Here is a 19,770-nt window from a genome sequence, read left to right on the forward strand (position 1 = left end):
AAAAAGCCCTCTTGGTATGATTCGGGGGTGTCAATCGGATGAATTGACCCCTAATTTGGATACCAAGGAGGACTATACATGAATTCTATCTCAAACAAGAAGATTAATCAAGTCACCGATCAAACACGTTGCTTTATCCCACATATGGAGAAGCTAGCCTCCACTTCATTACCGATGCCCCAAACAGTTATTGCGGATGCAGGCTATGGTAGTGAAGAAAACTATGTATATGCAGTTGGTGATGAGAAAGAGCCCCGGTTTGAGTTTCTAATTCCTTATGGGAGCTATGTAAAAGAACAAACACGTACATACAAAAAAGACATTAAAAATGCCAAAAACTGGACCTATTGTGAAGAGGATGATTGTTTTATTTGCCCGAATGGAAGGAGAGTAACGTTTAAAAAATACCAAAACAAAAAGAATCCATCTGGCTATGAACAAAGCTTCAAAATATACGAATGTGAAGATTGTACCGATTGCCCATTGAAAGCGAAATGCACAAAAGCGAAAGGCAACCGACAAGTTCACTGGAATCCCATCTTCGAAGAAATGAAAGCAAAGGCCAAAACAGCCCTTGAATGTGAAGAGAAAGCCGCTATCTACGCTCGACGCAAAGTCGAGGCAGAAAGTGTGTTCGGTCACATCAAGGGCAATCGGTCGTTCCGCAGATTTTCTTTGCGGGGCCTCGACAAGGTACATGTTGAGTTTGGGATTGTGGCATTAGCCCACAACTTCCTGAAAGTAGCCGGCATCCGCCAGCTACTTTCAGATAAAAATCGAAAAAATATAAAAGCAAGTGGAGAGAAACGAATTGTTTTTCTCCACTTGCTTCATTTTAGGGACTTATCGGACAGTCCCTTTCTTAGTGTAGCACCCCTATAAAACAGAAGAAAATCTAATTTCAAAATCTTTTTTAACCTAATAATTTTGTCTCATCACCATATTCTGTGATGTTCACACAATTCCGGTAATAAGTTAGCGAGATTGATACTCAATCTAGAGTAGCTCCTTCGTCAGCTTGATTCCTTCCAACTTGCCGATACTGCCCTTTCTCTTCGCAATGTTAAAAAAGTATGTAAGATTTTATTACATTAATATTACAAAAAAATTAACAAGAGAGTATATTAATTTACATATTCAAGACCTATTATTTTTTACTCTAAAATAGAACGATGTTCCTCTTAGCGGAACAAAATGAGTAATGAAATAAAGAGGTTCAAATTGTGAGGAGGGAATGTGATGGAACAATTGGAAATGAACAAAAATTTATCGGAACAAATAGGTATAGAGAGCAAACCTAAGATTACAAAGTATCAGTGGAAAACATTGTGGGCATCCACAATTGGCTATGCAATGGACGGACTGGATATGATGATCCTTGCATATACATTGCCTCTGATCATGGCCTTCTATGGGCTGAATCAAGCTGAAGGCGGCGCTCTCTCTACCATCACTCTGCTCGGATCGGTACTGGGGGGGATCTTTTTCGGCACTTTGGCAGATAAGTTTGGCCGAGTTAAGGTTTTTTCATGGACTATCTTAATTTTTTCGGTTTTCACTGGTCTTTGTGCTGTTGCGCCTAACGAGCAGGCCTTTGCATTTTTCCGTTTTATGGCCGGGCTTGGTCTTGGCGGAGAGTTCGGTATTGGCATGACCATTGTCAGCGAGAGCTGGCATAAAAAATATCGTTCAAGAGCAACATCGATTGTTGCAGTCGGTTTTCAGTTTGGAACCGTTCTGGCTACACTAGCCGTGTTATTTATCGCACCTGAATTTGGTTGGCAAGGTGTCTTTTTGGCAGGGGTATTGCCTTCATTGTTAGCATTCTGGTCTCGTAAAAATCTAGAAGAACCGGAAATTTGGAAGGTTTTAAAAAAGGAAAATAAAAATAAAATTGCGATTGGACAACTTTTTTCTTCTGCTAAACAAACAAAAACTACGATTGGCCTTATCATCGCGACGACTGTTCAGAACTTTGGTTTTTATGGAATCATGACCTGGATGCCGACCATGCTCGCTACTGAAATGGGTTACTCTTTTAACAAAACGACCGTTTGGACAGTAGTCACTATTATTGGCATGATTATCGGCATTATTACATTTGGCATTTTGGCAGATAAAATCGGGCGCAGACCGTCCTATATCATTTATTTATTTTCAGCTGCGACAATTGTTTGGATTTATTTTCATCAAACTTCTACAACGATTCTTCTGCTCTTGGGAGGAGTGCTCGGATTTTTTGTAAACGGCATGATGGGCGGATATGGCGCTCTGCTTGCCGAACATTATTCAACCGAAGCAAGATCGACAGCTGAAAATGTCATTTTTAACATCGGCCGGGGATTTGCCGGATTTGCGCCATGGATTATCGGTTATCTGTCATTAAATTACTCCTTAAGCTTTGCTTTAGGGCTAATTTCTCTTACGTATATAATCTCAGCGTTAAGTTTTATCTTTTTAATCCCTGAAACGAAAGGAACAGAATTGAAGTAGTCGGATCGGTTTCCGTTATTTATTTAGTAAAAAGGGGTTAATGTTTATGGAATGGTTAGATCGAATGATATCGGTCATGGACATAATCAGTGAAAAATCGGTAGAAGGTATTGGTATAACGGAATTATCCAAGCAAACCCTTATAAGTAAGGGAACTCTTCATCGGATGTTAAAAAACATGGTTGAACATAAACTGCTTACCCAGGACGCTGTTACGAAACGATATATGCTGGGGCCAAAATCAATGTTATGGGGTAGCGAATTTCTTCGCAACCAAGATCCAACAGGCTTGTTAACTCAGTATTGCAATGAAATTGGCAATAAAACCAACCTATATTCTTATATTTGCAGATTCCAATCCAATCAAGTCTATTGTACCTATACACATCAACCATCAGATGTACGCCATAAATATTTTGTCCATCTCGGCCAGAGAATGCCGCTGCACTGTACGTCAGCGGCAAAAGCAATACTGGCTTACCAGCCTCCTAATTTAGTAGATGGCCTTCTGCAAAAAGAAGATTTAATGAAGTACACCGAATACACAAAGCAGGATATTGAATTGATAAAAAGGGAATTATCCGAAATTCGCCAGGACGGTATTGCTTTTTGCAATCAAGAATTGGAAGTAGGTGTTTATGCTATGTCCGTACCGCTTTTTCATGAAAATCATAAAACGGCCATAAGTCTTAGCTTGGTCGGGGAATGCCAATATATTCAAGAAAACCGAATGCAATTCATCAAGGAACTGAAAAACATTTCCGAACAGGCAAGCGAGCATTTAATATCTATGAATCTATTAAGTTCCAATCGGATCTAGAGAAAAAGAATAGCAAAAACAAGTAGGAAAAGAGGGGTGGGAAAAACAATGGAATTATCTGAAACATTGGGGGACAGATATGAGGTGGTTTTTTGAAAATTTCCAGGGTTATGCAAACATTAGAAAAAATCAACGAGTTTGGAAAGACGGATTGCGGTATATCAAGATTAGCTTATTCAGATGAAGAACAACAGGCCAAATTCTATTTATTGGAGCAATGTCGGAATTTAGGGATGAAAATAAGCGTCGACCCGGTTGGCAATATGATCGCCCGTTATGAAGGATTGGATCATACATTGCCTGCTGTAGCTGTTGGTTCCCACTTAGATACTGTTTACAATGGGGGCAAGTTTGACGGTGTGCTGGGTGTTGTTGCAGGACTTGAAATTGTTAGGAGCATTGTGGAACAAGGGATCACGACGCTTCATCCAATTGAATTGATATGTTTTGCTTGTGAAGAATCATCCCGATTTAATTTTTCAACATTAGGCAGCAAAGCGATGATCGGCAGCTTAAACCTCGAAACCCTTAAACAGTTGAAAGATCATGATGGCATTTCCTTAGCACATGCATTTCAAAAGCAAAATTTACACCTCGAAAACTACCATATGGCGGAAAGAACAGAAAGAGAATTAAAGGCGTTTTTTGAACTTCATATCGAACAAGGCGCCAAGCTAATCGAAAGCGGAAAAAGAATAGGAATTGTTACTGGCATTGCAGCTCCATTGCGATTAGCCGTAAGTATTGAAGGGAAAAGTTCCCATTCCGGGACAACGGCGATGGGGCATCGCAAAGACGCTTTATTGGCTGCTGCCGAATTATCTTTAGCTGTGGAAGAAGCGGCATTTGCTGAAAGCGATTTTGAAACAGTGGCAACGGTGGGAGTGTTGGATGTTCATCCTTGCGCCATGAATGTGATTCCGGGATTAGCGGAATTAAAGATTGACATTCGAAGTACTGACATTGAATCTCGTAATCGGGTTTTCAAAAAAATTCAAGAAGAGATAGCATTCCTGCAGAACAAGCGGGGAGTTGTGATCAAGATAGATTGGATGATTGAAGAAGAACCGGTCATGATGGATCAAGGCATCGCTAAAACGATTGCTTCAATCTGCGAGGAGCAAGGATTGAGTTATATGTTTATGGCAAGTGGAGCTGGCCATGACTCAATGAATATGGCAAAACGCTGGCCTACTGCCTTAATTTTTGTCCCGTCAGTCGATGGTTTGAGCCATCATCCTGATGAATACACGAAACAAGAGGATATTGCAGCTGGAATAGCACTTTTAGAGCAAGCGGTCTTAACCAGCGCGATAACTTTAAGCAAGAAAGGAGATTCAGTATGGAGTCGCACCAAGTGAGAATCCTCTCAAATGAAAAAGTAAGTGAACGCTATTGGCATATGATTGTTGATGCAAGTGATATAAAAGAGAATGTGGAACCCGGCCAGTTCTTTCATTTTCTTTGCAGTAATAGTATCTATCCATTCCTGAGACGGCCGTTTAGTGTATACCGAATCGATTCGGATCGCAATACTCTTGAATTTCTTTATTTAGTAAAAGGTTTGGGAACAAAGAAAATGACTGAGCTGAAGGCTGGAGAAAAAATTGATATATTTGGCCCGCTTGGAACCGGATTTCATTTAAAAGAATCCGATTCCAATATCCTCCTTCTTGCCAGAGGTGTTGGCATTGCGACATTGGCGGCATTAGCTTATAAAGCTGTCGGCAAAAACAAAAAAGTCATTGCAATACTAAGCGCCAGATGCCGAAATGATCTCTTGGCTGCTGATTATTTAACCAGTTTTGGCGTTCAAGTGTATAAAGTGACTGATGAAGAAGGAACAAGCGATTTGCACAACGTTAAGGAATTAATCAATCAACTTCTTATTGAAAATGACATTCATGCTCTTTATACATGCGGTTCAAAAAGATTAGCTCGATTAATGCAAAGTATCGGAAAAAGGGAAGGATTGTGGGGAGAAATTGCTCTCGAAGAAAATATGGGATGTGCAATGGGAGTTTGTTTTGCATGTCTTTGTCATATACATGATGGCCATGAAGCGAAAAGTGCCCGAGTTTGTGTTGACGGTCCTGTATTTCCTTTAGAACAGGTGATCCTACAATGAAAAATGCGGCAGTGAATATGAGTGTAGATATTGGTGGATTAGTTTTGAAAAATCCGGTTATGCCAGCTTCAGGTACATTCGGCCCTGAGATGGAAAAGGTGATTGATTTTAATCGCTTAGGTGCGATTGTTCTTAAAAGCATTACGATGTTTCCGCGTGCTGGAAATTCAGCTCCACGCGTGTGTGAAACACCGGCTGGAATGATAAACTCCATTGGGATCCCAAGTAAAGGGATAGAGTATTATTTGGAAAACTCCGTCCCTTCTTATTCAAAATATGACTCACCCCTCATTTCCAGCTTATCAGCTGATTCCATTGATGAATTTGCCAAACTGGCTGAAATTGTAACAAAAAGCAATGATGTGGATGCAATAGAATTAAATATTTCCTGCCCTAATTTAAAAGGAAACGGCCTTGCATTCGGTATGGATGCAGACATCACGTTTAACCTTGTAAAGAAGGTTCGTGCTGTAACGGAAAAACCAATCATTACAAAGCTTACGCCCAATGTAACAAACATACAAGAAATAGCTGTAGCGGCTGAAGAAGCTGGGAGCGATTGTTTAAATGTCGCTAACACTTTTTTGGCGATGTCCATTGATGTTCATACGAGAAAGCCGAAGATTGGGAACATTATGGGCGGGCTGTCTGGACCCGCAACGAAACCGATCATTGTCAGACTAATTTATCAAGTTTCCCAAGTCGTTCACATTCCGATTATTGGATGTGGCGGAGTTATGTCAGGAGAAGATGCCATTGAAATGATGTTAGCTGGGGCAACTGCTGTTCAAGTCGGAACGGCAAATTTCATTCAACCTGATGCGATGATCAGAATATTGAAAGAAATTGAATCATATATGGAGCAATATCAAATAAAAGATATTCGTGAAATCATCGGACAAGTAGTAATAAATCAATAACAAGGGGTGATGGAATCAATGGAGTTCGATTTACTAATAAAAAATGGAACGATTGTGACCCCAGAAGATGCTTATAAAGGCAATATTTATATAAAAAATGGAAAAATTGCCGCTATCACAAACGATGAATTGCGGAGCGATGTAGGGGAAGTCGTGGATGCAAACGGAAAATTTGTATTTCCTGGTTTTATTGATACCCATGTGCATTCGAGGGATCCCGGTGCTACCTATAAAGAGGATTTTTACCATTCTACTCAAGCTGCCGCAGCCGGAGGTGTTACGACTGTTTTTGAAATGCCAAATACGAATCCGCCGGTAAATAATGTGGAAAATTTTCGGAAACAGGTTGCAAATTTGAAAAGTAAAGCTTTTGTTAACTTTGGCGTTTGGGGAATTTGTCTTGGGCATTTAAATATGAAAGAATACGAAAAGCTTCACCATGCTGGTGTCATTGGTTTTAAATTTTTCTGGGGATATGCTGTACATTCGGAAACATTCCAATTGATATATAACTATAAACCGGGGATGAAAGATGTAATCCCGCCATTTGCAGACGGTGAAATATATGAAATGTTTCAGGAAGTGGCAAAAACCGGGCAAATATTTGCGATTCATGCGGAAAATCATGATCTCATCCAGCGGCTGACACAAAAAGTTGAGGATCGGAATGGACGCACTTACATGGATCTGCTCGAAGGCAGACCCAGTCTTGCCGAAGAATTGACAATACAATCGGGGATAGCTATGGCAAAAAAAACCGGGGCGCGACTCCATATATTGCATGTTAGTACTGCCGAAGGGATAGAATTAGTTCGCCAGGCGCAAAAAGAAGGCTATCCAATTACCGCAGAAACATGCCCGCATTATTTGTTTTTATCAGCAGAAGATTATGATCATATAGGGCCACAGATGAAAGTTTATCCTCCGATTAAATATAAAAAAGACCAAGAAGCCCTTTGGGATGCGTTGCAAGATGGGACCATTTCTCATGTTTGTTCTGATCACGCTCCACACACTGAAGAAGAAAAAGCAGGAGATTTATGGTCAATCCCGGCAGGTATGTGTGGAGTTGAAACAATGGCTCCGCTAATGTTAAATGCAGTCAACGAAGGAAAAATTTCAATCCATGATATTGTCCACCTTCTTTCGGAAGGGCCGGCAAAATTATTTAATTTATATCCTAATAAAGGTGTTATTCGTATAGGCGCCGATGCGGATATCACGATTGTTGACATGAATAAAGAACATACAATTAAACGCAATGAGCTCCATAGCAAGAGTAAAGTTACCGCTTTTGATGGGTTTAAAGTGAAAGGGGTTCCCGAACAGACAATTGTAGGAGGTACGATTGTTATGAGGGATGGCGAAATAATTGGCCCGCCAACAGGAAAATTCATTGCACCAAATGCATCAAACTGATAAGGAGATTGGCGAATGACAGGTATGAGTTTTGTTGCGACAGGAGACAGTTTTTTAACAAGAAGGTTGTCTAAGAAAGATTATGATCGTCATCTTGCTGAATTGATTGGGAGAGCGGAATTTCGTTTTACAAATTTAGAAGTTACCCTTCACCATAACGAAGGGTATCCTTCTGCGCTAAGCGGTGGTACGTGGGCTATGGCCGATCCGGAACGGCTGGATGACTTAAAAAAGTATACATTTAATTGTATGACATGGGCCAATAACCATACGCTTGATTATTTATACGGCGGTTTGAGTGCAACGGAACGATATTTGAATGCATCTAATATCGTACATGCAGGTGCAGGAGAAAATTTGGCTGCTGCAAGTTCCCCTAAATATTTAGACTGCGAGTCAGGAAGAGTAGCTATAATTGGAGCCACTTCCACGTTCCATGATTTTTGGCGGGCTGGTGAACAACGCTCTGATATGAAAGGACGTCCTGGGGTCAATCCGCTTCGCTACAAGACTACGTATTATGTAAAACCGGAACATATGAAGGTTCTCAGGGAAATTGCTGATGTTACGGGAATGAATGCGGAAAATGATCTGGCAATTAAAGAGGGGTTTTCTGCTGAAAATGATCAGTTTAAATTTGGGGAATATACATTTTGCATAGGCGACAAAGAAGGAATGGTTAGAGTTCCCTATGAAAAGGATTTAAAGAGAATAACAAAAGCCATTCACGAAGGAAAGCGCCAGGCTGATTACGTCATCATTAGTATTCATTGCCATGAAATGAATAAGGATCGCAAAGATCAGGCGCCTGATTTTCTGGAAGCCTTTGCCCGTCATTGTATCGATGAAGGTGCTCATGCAGTGATTGGCCATGGCCCCCATATTCTTAGAGGCGTAGAAATTTATAAAAACAGACCGATTTTTTACAGTTTAGGGAATTTTATTTTTCAAAACGATTCTGTGCAGAAATTGCCTAGCGATTTCTATGAACAATATGATTTACCATTGACGGCTACTGTGGCGGATGCACTTGATAAACGAAGCAACAATAATACAAAAGGTCTTGGGGTTAATAAGGCAGTATGGGAATCTGTGGTTGCCTTTTGGGAAATGAAGGAAGGTGCTCTTACAAGTTTAACTTTTTATCCAATAGAATTAGGATATGGATTAAAACGATATCGAAGAGGCTGGCCTAAATTATCGGATAATATCGAAATATTGAAAAGGTTGGAAATATTATCGAAACAATATGGAACCAAATTTGACATTAAAGATGGAACAGCCAAAGTAATGTTAAATTAAATGTTTTTGTAATTTCCTGAGTAAGAAATATATAAAGGGTGAATAAAATGGATAAGGTAGAAAAAGTGAAAGTTTTATCACAATTATTTGACCTTATTAATTATTATTATGAGTATCGTGATCAACCAGCTGATGATCATTTTATTCAAAGTTGGCTCTCTGCTTCGGCCAGTTTTGCCCAAATTTTTGTGTCAGCGTGATCAACATTTGCAGTTGGTTAATCTTCATTTAGAAATGATAATCTGACAAATTCTTCTTCCTATCGTTAATTCAATCGGTAGGCGATTCGCGTTAAACAGTTCCAACGTGATTTGTCCTTTAAATCCCGGGTCAACCCAACCGGCATTTTGAATAAATAGCCCTAAGCGGCCGATCGAGCTTCTTCCTTCTACGAAAGCAGTAAGATTTTCCGGCAGCTCGATGGTTTCTATAGTAGTCGCAAGCAAGAAAGAGAAGGGGGGAATGACAATTTTCTCGTTTTCAGCCACTACTTCTTTATATTTCGCTTTCGCCTCTAATGATAGATGAGCATTGGCGTGCTCATCCATCACAAGAAAATGATTTCCAAGGCGCAAATCTACTGAAGCAGGTTGAATTTGCTCTTTTGTTAAGGGATCAATGACCAATTCTTTATGTTGAATTTTCTCAAGAATAGTTTTTCCAGATAAAATCATTCCTTCTTTCCTTCCTCCAGTTACACTTTTTGTAAATTCCAAGGGAATGGATCTGGAAGAGTAGACCAGTCTTGATCAAACTCAGCGTCGGTTAGTAAACATTTATCCAATTCCTTTATGATTTCTTCAGGGCGTAAATCTATTCCAATAAATACTAATTCTGTTTGCCGATCTCCGAACTGATCATCCCACTCGTCCAGCAAATGAGGGTTTTCCTTTAAAATTTGCTGCTGCTCTTCTTTCGGTAAAGAAGCGACCCAATAAGAGATCGGTTCAATACTAACAGAAGGTCCTGCCTGTGACATCAAAAGGGCAAGGTTATTTCTAGTTGCGCACCATGTAATTCCCTTTGCCCTTACAATATTTTCGGGCATGGAGTGAAGCCAATTGTAAAAGCGCTCGGAATGGAAAGGCAAACGTCTTGAATAAACAAAGGAAGAAATTCCATATTCTTCAGTTTCCGGTGTATGCTGATCATGCCCTTGCTCTAACTCCTTGATCCATCCAGCTGAAGAGCTTGCTTCCTCAAAATTGAATAGTCCAGTGTTTAAAATCTCTCGAGGATCAATCTCACCTTTGACAGTACGAATAAGTTTCGCTTTTGGCTGCAATGTTTTTAATACCTTTTCCAGCTTTGCCAATTCTTCTTCAGACACCAAGTCACACTTATTCAAGATGAGCACATCGCAAAATTCAATTTGGTCAATAAGAAGGTCTGCGATTTCACGAGTATCGTCTTCACTTAACGCTTGCTTTCTATCTAATAGCCGATCACCTGACTGGTAATCCTTCCAGAATCGATTGGCATCTACAACCGTCACCATCGTATCCAATCGACAAAAGCGCGTCAGATCGATTCCTAGTTCTTCATCAATATATGAAAAAGTCTGAGCAACTGGGATTGGCTCACTAATTCCAGTCGATTCAATAATGATATAATCGATATGTCCTTGTTTAGCGAGCCTTTCTACTTCGATTAATAGATCTTCCCTTAATGTACAGCAAATACATCCGTTTGACATTTCGACTAGCTTCTCCTCAGTTCTTGAAAGCTCTCCGCCTTGTTTGACTAATTCAGCATCAATATTGACCTCGCTCATATCGTTCACAATAACGGCTACCTTGAGCCCTTGGCGATTTTGTAAAATATGATTCAGAATGGTAGTTTTCCCTGCTCCTAAGTAGCCGCTTAAAACGGTCACAGGTATTTTTTTATTCATTGTCATCTTCCTTTCAACAATTAAAGTTTTTCTTTGACCTCAGATTGGTTCGAGATAATTGAAAACCAATTTATATAAATCGTAATCATTACGATTTATATAATATTTAAACATATTTTTTTCGTAAATGCAAAATAAACTGTGGGAGTATTGATTTAGAATGCCGCAAGCCGAATATTAAACGATATACATAAAAGCAGAACGGTTGGTGCAATCCATCCATAGCTGCCAAAAAATACTTCAGAGAAAGGTCTTCTACAAAACAATCGTACAATACACATCATGAACAATTTCTGGAAGTTTGAAATCAATGTGCACAATGCTTTTATAAATGGAAAAAAGATTATCCATTCACAAATTCCGTTTTAGATGGTATAGTTTTTACTATTATCAAAGAGTGGAAAAGAGATGAACCCTTTTATTCTAATCGTAGGAGCGGGTTCTGTCGGGATTGGAATGGGGATATTATTAAAACGATTAGGAATGAAAAATTTCGGAATTTTAGAGCGTGACCGTATTGGGTCATCGTTTATGCAATGGCCGAAGGAGATGAGATTTATTACGCCATCGTTCACAGGATAAGGATTTGGTGCATTAGATTTAAACGCTGTTTCGCTGTCTGTTTTTGATTATAAAAAATTTGTTTAATCACCCAAAAAATTGCTGGAGAAATGGTTGTTTTTTTGTTTAAGTGTATATATCAAATTGAGGATGAACCAAGTATAATTTGATTAAAATTTTCTGAATAAAAAGAAAATAAAGTATTATTACCTGATAAACATCAATGAATATTCGTGAAAAATGATAGCGTTTTCAATTATTTAATTAATCTCATGTGAGGGGGAATGAAATTGTTTAAAGCATCTAATGGTGAAGAAATTTTTATTATTGATGCACACATTGCCTTATGGGATGGAAGCAAGGAGAATCAATTGAATATCCACGGAGAACAATTTATTAGTTGTTTTTATGATTATCACAAAAATCTAAGTCCGAAAGAATATTGGTGGCCGAAAGATGAGTTTGTAAAGTATTCTCCAGAAAAACTTGTGAATGACGTGTTTATGGAAGGATATGTGGATATGGCGATTTTTCAGCCAGTTTTTCTAAAAGAGTTTTATAAAAATGGCTTTGGTAATTTTGATGCAAATGAGGAGCTTTCAAAAAAGTACCCTAATCGTTTTATTTGCAATGGAACATTCGATCCCCGGCATGGCGAACGAGGCTTAGAAAAATTAGAAGAAAACAAAGAAAAATACAACTGGCAAGGGGTCAAGTTATATACAGCTGATTGGTATGGTAATTCAAAGGGCTATAAACTATCTGATGATTGGTCAAAAAGATATCTTGAAAAATGTCAAGAACTGGGGATAAGAAACATACACATTCATAAGGGGCCGACGATCACTCCTTTAAATCGGGATGCATTTGACGTAGCAGATGTTGATGATGCAGCAAGCTGTTTCCCTGAACTGAACTTTATTGTCGAACATGTAGGGCTTCCAAGATTAGAAGATTTTTGCTGGATTGCTACACAAGAGAAAAATGTCTATGCAGGTTTGGCAGTTGCCATTGCTTTAATTCATGATCGACCTCGTTATTTTGCTCACATTATAAGTGAATTGTTGTATTGGCTTGATGAAGACCGAATCATTTTTGGAAGTGACTATGCTATATGGGAACCGAAATGGATCATTGAAAAGTTTCTTGAATTTGAGCTTCCAGAGGATATACAAGAAGAGACTGGAGTTACATTTGATTTGGAAGTGAAGAAAAAGATTTTAGCAGGAAATGCAGCGAGATTATATAACATTGATATCGAAAAACAAAAAGAAAAATTAAAAAATTGTCAATTATCCAAACGGATAGCGTGACGAATAGAGAATAGTTGATGAAAAAACTTAAAAGGGAGGTGAAAGCGAGGTAATGGATAAAGAAAAGCAAGTGTATAGCATGCTTGAAAAAGTGTATGATCCTGAACTTGATCAGCCGTTAACAGAGTTGGGATTTATCGACCATATTGTAATTAAAGACAATCATGTTGAAGTAGTCATTCGTCTTCCAACTTATTGGTGTTCTCCTAACTTTGCATACATCATGGCTGAAGATATAAGGAAATATGTATCTGAGATTGAATGGGTAAAAACGGTTCAAGTTCATTTACTCGATCATTGCGCATCCGATGAAATTAATCACGGAGCATCAGCAGGAAAATCGTTTCGCGAAGTCTTCCATAATGTATCTGACGGAGATCTTGAAGAATTGCGCAAAACTTTTGATATAAAAGCCTACTATGCAAGGCAAGAGAAACTGATGAAATATCTACTAAAAATAGGAATGTCAAAGGAAGAAATTACGTCTTTATCTCTGCAAGAACTGAATGAACTGTCCCTGCCTGAAGAGGGGAGGCTGTTAAGAGAAAAATATTTGGAGAAGAAAAAAGTATTCCATCACTCAAGTACATTTGCCATAACAACTCCAGAAGGGAAGCCATTGACTGAAGAAGAGTTTTCAGATTACTTGAAAGGCGCCAAGCTGACAAGGTTGAGCATGGAGTTTAATGCGCATTATTGCCGGGGATTGTTGGAGGCACGATATAATTTGTCTGCTGCTTATGAAGGCAGTTTGGCAAAATGATTCATAATTTTTACAGCGTACAAATAATTTCATAATAAAAGGAAAGGTGATGTAAGATGAGTAAAAATGTTCTTATTATTACTGGCGATGCTGCTGAAGCATTAGAAGTGTTTTATCCTTATTATCGTTGTATTGAAGAAAATATTAATTGTACAATTGCCTCACCTGTTAAAAAGAAGCTCCAGACGGTTGTCCATGATTTCCTTCCTGAAATGGAGACTTTTACAGAAAAATGGGCATATAAAATCGAATCTCATGCATCAGTAGATGAGATTAATCCTGCCGACTATGATGGATTAATTATACCAGGAGGGCGTGCGCCTGAATATATTCGTATGAATCCAAAGGTTCAGGAAATTGCTGCTCACTTTTTAAAAGAAAATAAACCTCTTGGGGTGATCTGTCATGGACAATTAGTCTTAACAACTGTAAGAGAATATATCAAAGGAAGAGAGATGACAGCTTACACTGCTTGTAGACCAGAAGTGGAAGCAGCAGGCGCTACTTATGTGGAAAAAATGCTTCATGTGGATGGGAACATTGTATCGGGCCACGCTTGGCCGGATTTACCGGGATTCATGAGAGAATTCTTTAAATTGTTGAATGTAAGAGAAAAGTCTGCTGTTTAAAACATAAAAGGGCTGATGTATTTGAAAATGCAACCCGAATATCGGATACTTGAAAAAAGTTCGATATTCGGGATTTTTTGTTTCATCAGGAAAAATACGTTTATCATCGAATCCAAGATGTAAGCGGAGGAAATCCAATGAGGATGATTTTGAGTGACGTTCAAATGAGACAGTTAGAGAAAATCATTGGAATGTCAAACATGTGTCCAGACGTTCTCCACATTTAGAGCAGTTCTTAATTACTTGTCTAAAAGGAAATTGCCCATTGAAAGACACTATGGAATTAATGCTTGGTGTATGGCAGCAATCCCAAAGTTTTCCTGCCGGTCGTCTCCCCGAACAACATTTGCCGATTGTCTTTTTTCATTCACTCCCGTTTCGATCAAATTATACGGACTTAACGGTTTAAAGAATTTAATAACAGTAACGATATATAAAATATGACAATTCCTTCTGTTGTTTTTGGGTTAATTCCTGTCAGCTCTTCGATTTTATTTAAACGGTAGTGCAGTGTATTAATATGGATATTCATTTCCTCTGCCGTTCTTTTGATCGATTGATTATTGTTCATATAGTGTTGTAACGTTTCGATTAGAATTTGATCTTTTTCCATCATATGAATGGTTCGCTTCAAAAAATCCTTTTGCATCTCTGTTGGGATATCATCCAAGATGATTTCTAATATAAGATCCTCATAAAATACAATGCCTTTATTTTTTCGCGCTACCTTTAATGCTTTTTGTGCTTCTTTAAAAGATTTATTGATCATGTGTTTGCAAGCTGTTTTTCCTATGCCAATAGCTAAAGTGCTTTTGTATCTGTTTTCGAATCTTTTTTTTAAATCGTTTAACTGACTGTAAAAATAATTTTGTTTATAAGAAGCATCCATCTTTTTTAATACTAAAAAGCGCTCTTGCCCCCATCGAACAATAAAATGTTTTTCTTTCCCGAAGATAGAATAAAACAATTCTATAATTTCTTTTTGAATTCGATGAATATCGTAATTATTTAATGTGTGTATCTCCAATTCCATGAGTGTGCAAACATGAGTGTCATACACAGGAATGCCTAACATAAACCCGCGCTCTAAAAAATCTTTATCCACAGATGAAGCATTGATCCATTCATAAAGATACGATTCTATTCCTCTTATTTCCCATTCGTTTCTTTCAGTATAATATGCTTCTTGTATAATGAGCTCTGTCATTCTTCTAATTAAGTCCGCATAAGGCTCCACTTGTTTCGGTTCGCCAGTTATTCCGATCACTCCAATTACCTTCTTATGAAACATAATGGGCATATTGATTCCTGCTTTGACTCCTTTCAGCACTTGTGCTTTGATTTGATCAATGTAAAGCTTTTGTTTGGACTTAATAACAATCGTAGCTCCTTCATGAAAAGAGCCGATCCGACTCTCATCAGTGGAGGATATGATGATCCCATTAATATCAACTAATATAATATCCTCTTTGACTACGTCCTGAACCTCTGAAATAATTTTAGCAGCCAGCTTTGGGGATAATTGCAACTCGTATCACCACCCTTTTGGTTAAAAAGACAATAAAATAGGCATTTTTGGTATGTTAATTATATCATCATACATAGATAATATGACTCTCATTCTTTATAATAAAACGAAAAGAATAAAAGTGAGGGGTTTGAATGATTGCTCCTGATATAAAGAGGGAATTCATAAATATTGTAGGAGAAGAAAATTTTGAAGATTCGGAAGTTGAAAGGTTAGTATATTCGTATGATGCGACTCCAAATTTTCAATCGATTCCGGATGCGGTCGTTTCGCCTAGAAATACAGAGGAAGTATCTAAAATATTGCAATTATGTAATGAAAATAAAATACCGATTGTTCCGCGGGGCTCTGGTACGAACTTATGCGCCGGCACTTGTCCTGTTGAAGGAGGAATCGTTCTTCTATTTAAACATATGAACAAAATTTTAGAGATCGATGAGGAAAACTTAACCGTCACATGTCAACCGGGAGTTATCACACTTGATTTAATCCATGCGGTGGAACAAAAAGGTTTGTTTTATCCACCAGACCCAAGCTCAATGAAAATATCTACAATTGGGGGAAATATTAACGAAAATTCTGGAGGATTAAGAGGACTGAAATATGGAGTAACTCGTGATTATGTGCTGGGGCTAGAGGCGGTTCTTCCTAATGGGGAAATTGTTCGAACAGGAGGAAAGCTAGCGAAAGATGTGGCAGGGTATGATTTAACACGCTTATTTATAGGTTCTGAAGGAACGTTAGGAGTGATTACAGAAGCGACATTAAAGCTGATCCCACTGCCTGAATCAAAAAAGACAATGCTTGCTTTATTTCAAGATTTAGAAGCTGCTGCGCGTTCCGTATCGAAAATTATTGCCAATAAAGTAATTCCGGCAACTTTAGAGTTTTTAGATCAGCCGACGCTAAAAGTAGTGGAGGACTATTCACAAATCGGACTGCCAACAGACGTTCAAGCCGTATTACTGATTGAACAAGATGGAACGCCTGAAAATGTGAGTAAAGATATGAAGGTCATGGAAGAAATATGCAGGAGTGAAAACGCCGTATCTGTACAAATTGCCCAGTCAGAAGAAGAAGCTGAAGCTTTACGAACAGCGAGACGCACCGCTTTGTCCGCCTTAGCCAGACTAGCACCAACTACTATTTTAGAAGATGCGACTGTACCAAGATCAGAAATTGCCAAAATGGTCAAAGCCATTAATGAAATAGCCGCAAAACATAACGTAAAAATATGCACGTTTGGTCATGCGGGAGACGGAAACCTTCATCCTACCTGCACGACAGATATTCGGAAGAAAGATGAGATGGAACGGGTGGAAAAAGCTTTTGCTGAAATATTTGCAAAGGCCATTGAACTGGGAGGAACAATTACTGGAGAACATGGAGTAGGAGCCATGAAAGCGCCTTATTTAGAATGGAAGCTAGGAAAATCTGGCATCGATGTGATGAAGTCGATCAAAGCTGCATTGGATCCAAACAATATTATGAATCCTGGGAAATTATTTGCAAAGGATACACGAAAACGAGTGGTGATCTCAAAATGATGACAGAATCAGAAAAGCAAAATATCCAAAGAGATTTCAAGGAACGCATGGACGAAGATGAGCTGTTAAATTGTATGAGATGCGGTTTTTGTTTGCCATCTTGCCCAACTTACATTGTGTCTGGATATAAAGAAAGCCAATCACCAAGAGGAAGAATTGCCTTAATGAAGGCAGTTTATGATGGGGTCCTTCAACCGGATGATGAATTTGAAAAGTCTTTAAACTTGTGTTTAGGATGTCGTGCGTGTGAGCCGGTTTGTCCATCGGGTGTGAATTATGGACATTTATTAGAAGAAGCAAGAGACATAATTAACCAAAATAAAAAGCATTCTTTACCTGCGCGGGCAGTTCGAAATGTAGTTTTTAAACAACTATTTCCTAAAAAAAGTAATTTAATCAACATAACTAGCTTAGTTGGATTTTATCAAAAATCTGGACTTCAAAAAGCGGCACGTAAAATAGGATTTATGAAACTGTTTCCATATCATCTCCGGGAAATGGAAAAAATATTACCTGATGTTCCTGAGAGAAAGACACTGAAACAGCGATCTGAATATTTCCCGCCAAAAGGAGAGAAAAAAGCAACTGTTGCTTTCTTTTCCGGATGTTTAATGGACACGTTGTTTCTCGAAACAAATCATGCAACCATTCAATTATTGCAAAAAGCCGGGTGTGAAATTGTTATTCCTAAAACACAAGCATGCTGCGGAGCTTTGCACGGTCATAGCGGAGAAAAAGAACTAGCGAAAGAATTAGCAAAACAAAATATTGAAGCGTTTGGAAAAAACGAAGTAGATTATATTATAACAAACGCAGGTGGCTGCGGCGCTTTCTTGATTGAATATGATCACTTATTAAAAGATGATCCGCAATGGTCAGAGCGCGCTGAAAAATTTGTTGCAAAAATAAAAGACATTACGTCCATTTTATATGAGCTTGATTTTCACAAACAATTTCGCCTTTCACTTCCTGAACAAGTCGTCACATATCAAGATTCCTGTCACCTGAGAAACGTCATGAAAACGTCAAAAGCTCCTAGAGAATTGCTTCGTTCAATTAAAGGAGTAACATTCACAGAAATGGAAAATGCCGATAGCTGCTGCGGCTCTGCAGGCATTTATAACATTGTCGAACCGAAAACATCCATGGAAATTTTAGATCAGAAAATGGAAAAAATGAAAAAAACCAAAGCCACTACAATAGTAACAGCTAATCCAGGATGTTTCATGCAAATGAAGCTAGGAATTGAAAGAGAAGGATTAAAGGATGTAAAAGCTGTTCATATTGTGGATCTATTGTTAGAAGCAGCGAAATAACGAACAAGCACTATATTTGATGTAATTTTGAAACTTAATGTGAATGTTTAATTGCTAAGCTGCAGTTTTTTGTTCAGATGATTATGGGGGAGGACTTTCTCTAAGAAGCGGACTTGTTTGAAGTAGCTTCTACTCAAGTGTCTCAGACCTTCGGAAGCATCTGTGTCTGATTTTAAGTTAAATTCAACATAAAATGAAGAAAAGAAACGGAATGTACCGCGCATGCATTCCGTTATTTCAACCGCCATCAAGATAGATTTTACGGTTGGCAAAACATTTAGATTTTCCATGAAAAAACTAAACATCTCTTTTTATTCCAGACCTCATTTTTATCATTGGAGATTTTTCTTGCGGCGTTGGCAAGTTTGCTTTCGTTTGATGATCCAGTCTAACTTTAAGCAGGCTCATTCCCTTTTAGAACAAGAACATTTTTTGGGGCTGTCCAGAAAGTCAAAATCCACTGAAAATGAAACATCATAAGCATTGATATATCAACGTTTCTAAAATATTAAAGGGGCGTCTATAAGCCGGAAAATCGACTTATTAGACAGCCCCTATGTGTAGAAGACTCCGCTCATGGAATACATTAGTTAGCATTCCGCCTCTGTGAAACGTCTCAGCCAAAAGGTGCCTTCACCCGCAAACAAGTTACGATTGCTCCGCTAAAAAATAAATTTTCTTCACTTTCTCCTTAAACTGCTCAACATGAACAAACCGCGCTTCTCGCAAAACCTCTTTTCCATCGACATACAAAATTAAAACAGGTGCGGTAAATATGGATAAGTGACCGGCTATGCTCGGAATATCATCGACGTTGATAAAGCCCATTTGAATCTTTGGAAACTCAGCCAGCACTTTTTCCACCTTTGGCAGCAAAGCATGACAAACACTGCAATTTGTTTTGGATATATATAAAAATGCCAAATGATGACTATTAATAAATTGCTCGACATCTTCTATGGAAAATAAATCATGGTTTGTCTGCAAAATTCATTTCGTCCCCTTTCATGATCAAAAAACTTACTTCATTATACCATAGGAAGGTATAAAGAAATTGAACAGATGCTTCACACGTTGAGAAGCAGGAGATTCACTTGGAGGGGCTTTAGGATAGACAAGCGAGAATCCTCCCCTTTT

At 38.4% G+C, this 19,770-nt stretch carries 17 protein-coding genes and 2 pseudogenes; 15 read left to right on the forward strand and 4 right to left on the reverse strand.

All coding sequences use genetic code 11. The annotated features are described in order from the left end of the window. Window positions 1–78 precede the first annotated feature (78 nt). The 9 genes from NSU19_RS06380 (at window position 79) to NSU19_RS06420 (ending at window position 9,282) form a co-directional block, all read left to right on the forward strand. Window positions 79–882, forward strand: a complete 804-nt coding sequence (locus NSU19_RS06380) for a transposase (RefSeq protein WP_339199319.1) — start codon at window positions 79–81, stop codon at window positions 880–882. A gap of 357 nt (window positions 883–1,239) precedes the next feature. After that, complete coding sequence (locus tag NSU19_RS06385) at window positions 1,240–2,493, forward strand: MFS transporter (protein WP_339199321.1); 1,254 nt, start codon at window positions 1,240–1,242, stop codon at window positions 2,491–2,493. A gap of 46 nt (window positions 2,494–2,539) precedes the next feature. Then, window positions 2,540–3,313, forward strand: coding sequence for an IclR family transcriptional regulator (locus tag NSU19_RS06390; protein ID WP_339199323.1), 774 nt, complete (start codon window positions 2,540–2,542; stop codon window positions 3,311–3,313). Between the two features lie 92 nt (window positions 3,314–3,405). Continuing rightward, window positions 3,406–4,674: a M20 family metallo-hydrolase gene (locus NSU19_RS06395; protein ID WP_339199326.1), complete on the forward strand. Its 1,269-nt coding sequence runs from the start codon at window positions 3,406–3,408 to the stop codon at window positions 4,672–4,674. Next, window positions 4,656–5,441, forward strand: a complete 786-nt coding sequence (locus NSU19_RS06400) for a dihydroorotate dehydrogenase electron transfer subunit (RefSeq protein ID WP_339199328.1) — start codon at window positions 4,656–4,658, stop codon at window positions 5,439–5,441. Before NSU19_RS06395 ends, NSU19_RS06400 begins: the two co-directional genes overlap by 19 nt. After that, entirely contained in the window at window positions 5,438–6,361 is a 924-nt protein-coding gene (locus NSU19_RS06405; RefSeq protein ID WP_339199330.1) for a dihydroorotate dehydrogenase, read from the forward strand. The genes NSU19_RS06400 and NSU19_RS06405 overlap by 4 nt, the downstream gene beginning before the upstream one ends. Before the next feature lie 18 nt (window positions 6,362–6,379). Then, window positions 6,380–7,780 carry an allantoinase AllB gene (allB, locus tag NSU19_RS06410; RefSeq protein ID WP_339199332.1) on the forward strand — a complete coding sequence of 467 codons (1,401 nt, stop codon included), beginning with the start codon at window positions 6,380–6,382 and terminating at the stop codon, window positions 7,778–7,780. A 15-nt stretch (window positions 7,781–7,795) separates the two neighbouring features. After that, window positions 7,796–9,082 (forward strand): CapA family protein, encoded by a 1,287-nt coding sequence (locus NSU19_RS06415; RefSeq protein WP_339199334.1) that lies wholly within the window; start codon window positions 7,796–7,798, stop codon window positions 9,080–9,082. Between the two features lie 47 nt (window positions 9,083–9,129). After that, window positions 9,130–9,282, forward strand: coding sequence for a hypothetical protein (locus NSU19_RS06420; RefSeq protein ID WP_339199336.1), 153 nt, complete (start codon window positions 9,130–9,132; stop codon window positions 9,280–9,282). 27 nt (window positions 9,283–9,309) lie between these two features. Here the strand turns inward: NSU19_RS06420 and dcd are convergent. Both dcd and NSU19_RS06430 read right to left on the reverse strand, forming a co-directional pair. Further along, window positions 9,310–9,756, reverse strand: a pseudogene (gene dcd / locus NSU19_RS06425) (dCTP deaminase); the annotation flags it as partial. Window positions 9,757–9,776: 20 nt separating this feature from the next. Then, on the reverse strand, window positions 9,777–10,976 hold the full coding sequence (locus NSU19_RS06430) for a GTP-binding protein (protein WP_339199338.1): 1,200 nt from the start codon (window positions 10,974–10,976) through the stop codon (window positions 9,777–9,779). Between the two features lie 408 nt (window positions 10,977–11,384). On the opposite strand from NSU19_RS06430, the pseudogene NSU19_RS06435 reads away from it, so the two are divergent. The 4 genes and pseudogenes from NSU19_RS06435 to NSU19_RS06450 all read left to right on the forward strand — a co-directional run. Next, a pseudogene (locus tag NSU19_RS06435) lies at window positions 11,385–11,555 on the forward strand (NAD(P)-binding domain-containing protein); the annotation flags it as partial. Between the two features lie 266 nt (window positions 11,556–11,821). After that, window positions 11,822–12,850 (forward strand): amidohydrolase family protein, encoded by a 1,029-nt coding sequence (locus tag NSU19_RS06440; protein WP_235600398.1) that lies wholly within the window; start codon window positions 11,822–11,824, stop codon window positions 12,848–12,850. Between the two features lie 52 nt (window positions 12,851–12,902). Beyond that, window positions 12,903–13,613 (forward strand): iron-sulfur cluster assembly protein, encoded by a 711-nt coding sequence (locus tag NSU19_RS06445; RefSeq protein WP_339199341.1) that lies wholly within the window; start codon window positions 12,903–12,905, stop codon window positions 13,611–13,613. 56 nt (window positions 13,614–13,669) lie between these two features. Next, on the forward strand, window positions 13,670–14,242 hold the full coding sequence (locus NSU19_RS06450; protein ID WP_063386439.1) for a DJ-1/PfpI family protein: 573 nt from the start codon (window positions 13,670–13,672) through the stop codon (window positions 14,240–14,242). A gap of 397 nt (window positions 14,243–14,639) precedes the next feature. Here the strand turns inward: NSU19_RS06450 and NSU19_RS06455 are convergent, their stop codons facing one another. Beyond that, window positions 14,640–15,770 (reverse strand): sugar diacid recognition domain-containing protein, encoded by a 1,131-nt coding sequence (locus NSU19_RS06455; RefSeq protein WP_339194820.1) that lies wholly within the window; start codon window positions 15,768–15,770, stop codon window positions 14,640–14,642. Between the two features lie 134 nt (window positions 15,771–15,904). Here NSU19_RS06455 and glcD point away from each other — a divergent pair, with 134 nt between their 5' ends. Together glcD and NSU19_RS06465 are read left to right on the forward strand one after the other, a co-directional pair. Beyond that, window positions 15,905–17,317, forward strand: a complete 1,413-nt coding sequence (glcD, locus tag NSU19_RS06460; protein WP_063386437.1) for a glycolate oxidase subunit GlcD — start codon at window positions 15,905–15,907, stop codon at window positions 17,315–17,317. After that, complete coding sequence (locus tag NSU19_RS06465; RefSeq protein WP_339195704.1) at window positions 17,317–18,633, forward strand: (Fe-S)-binding protein; 1,317 nt, start codon at window positions 17,317–17,319, stop codon at window positions 18,631–18,633. The genes glcD and NSU19_RS06465 overlap by 1 nt, the downstream gene beginning before the upstream one ends. Before the next feature lie 648 nt (window positions 18,634–19,281). On the opposite strand, the gene NSU19_RS06470 is transcribed toward NSU19_RS06465, so the two are convergent. Then, entirely contained in the window at window positions 19,282–19,620 is a 339-nt protein-coding gene (locus NSU19_RS06470) for a thioredoxin family protein (RefSeq protein ID WP_144597540.1), read from the reverse strand. Window positions 19,621–19,770: the final 150 nt, after the last annotated feature.

This window comes from Aeribacillus sp. FSL k6-2211 (assembly GCF_037966125.1).
GTDB lineage: Bacteria > Bacillota > Bacilli > Bacillales > Aeribacillaceae > Aeribacillus > Aeribacillus composti.

Excerpts from the sequence above, each read along its gene's own strand:
- NSU19_RS06380 (WP_339199319.1), top strand. The coding sequence starts at position 79 with ATGAATTCTATCTCAAACAAGAAGATTAATCAAGTCACCGATCAAACA.
- NSU19_RS06385 (WP_339199321.1), top strand. The coding sequence starts at position 1,240 with ATGGAACAATTGGAAATGAACAAAAATTTATCGGAACAAATAGGTATA.
- NSU19_RS06390 (WP_339199323.1), top strand. The coding sequence starts at position 2,540 with ATGGAATGGTTAGATCGAATGATATCGGTCATGGACATAATCAGTGAA.
- NSU19_RS06400 (WP_339199328.1), top strand. The coding sequence starts at position 4,656 with ATGGAGTCGCACCAAGTGAGAATCCTCTCAAATGAAAAAGTAAGTGAA.
- NSU19_RS06405 (WP_339199330.1), top strand. The coding sequence starts at position 5,438 with ATGAAAAATGCGGCAGTGAATATGAGTGTAGATATTGGTGGATTAGTT.
- allB (WP_339199332.1), top strand. The coding sequence starts at position 6,380 with ATGGAGTTCGATTTACTAATAAAAAATGGAACGATTGTGACCCCAGAA.
- NSU19_RS06415 (WP_339199334.1), top strand. The coding sequence starts at position 7,796 with ATGACAGGTATGAGTTTTGTTGCGACAGGAGACAGTTTTTTAACAAGA.
- NSU19_RS06420 (WP_339199336.1), top strand. The coding sequence starts at position 9,130 with ATGGATAAGGTAGAAAAAGTGAAAGTTTTATCACAATTATTTGACCTT.
- NSU19_RS06430 (WP_339199338.1), bottom strand. The coding sequence starts at position 10,976 with ATGAATAAAAAAATACCTGTGACCGTTTTAAGCGGCTACTTAGGAGCA.
- NSU19_RS06440 (WP_235600398.1), top strand. The coding sequence starts at position 11,822 with ATGAAATTGTTTAAAGCATCTAATGGTGAAGAAATTTTTATTATTGAT.
- NSU19_RS06445 (WP_339199341.1), top strand. The coding sequence starts at position 12,903 with ATGGATAAAGAAAAGCAAGTGTATAGCATGCTTGAAAAAGTGTATGAT.
- NSU19_RS06450 (WP_063386439.1), top strand. The coding sequence starts at position 13,670 with ATGAGTAAAAATGTTCTTATTATTACTGGCGATGCTGCTGAAGCATTA.
- glcD (WP_063386437.1), top strand. The coding sequence starts at position 15,905 with ATGATTGCTCCTGATATAAAGAGGGAATTCATAAATATTGTAGGAGAA.
- NSU19_RS06465 (WP_339195704.1), top strand. The coding sequence starts at position 17,317 with ATGACAGAATCAGAAAAGCAAAATATCCAAAGAGATTTCAAGGAACGC.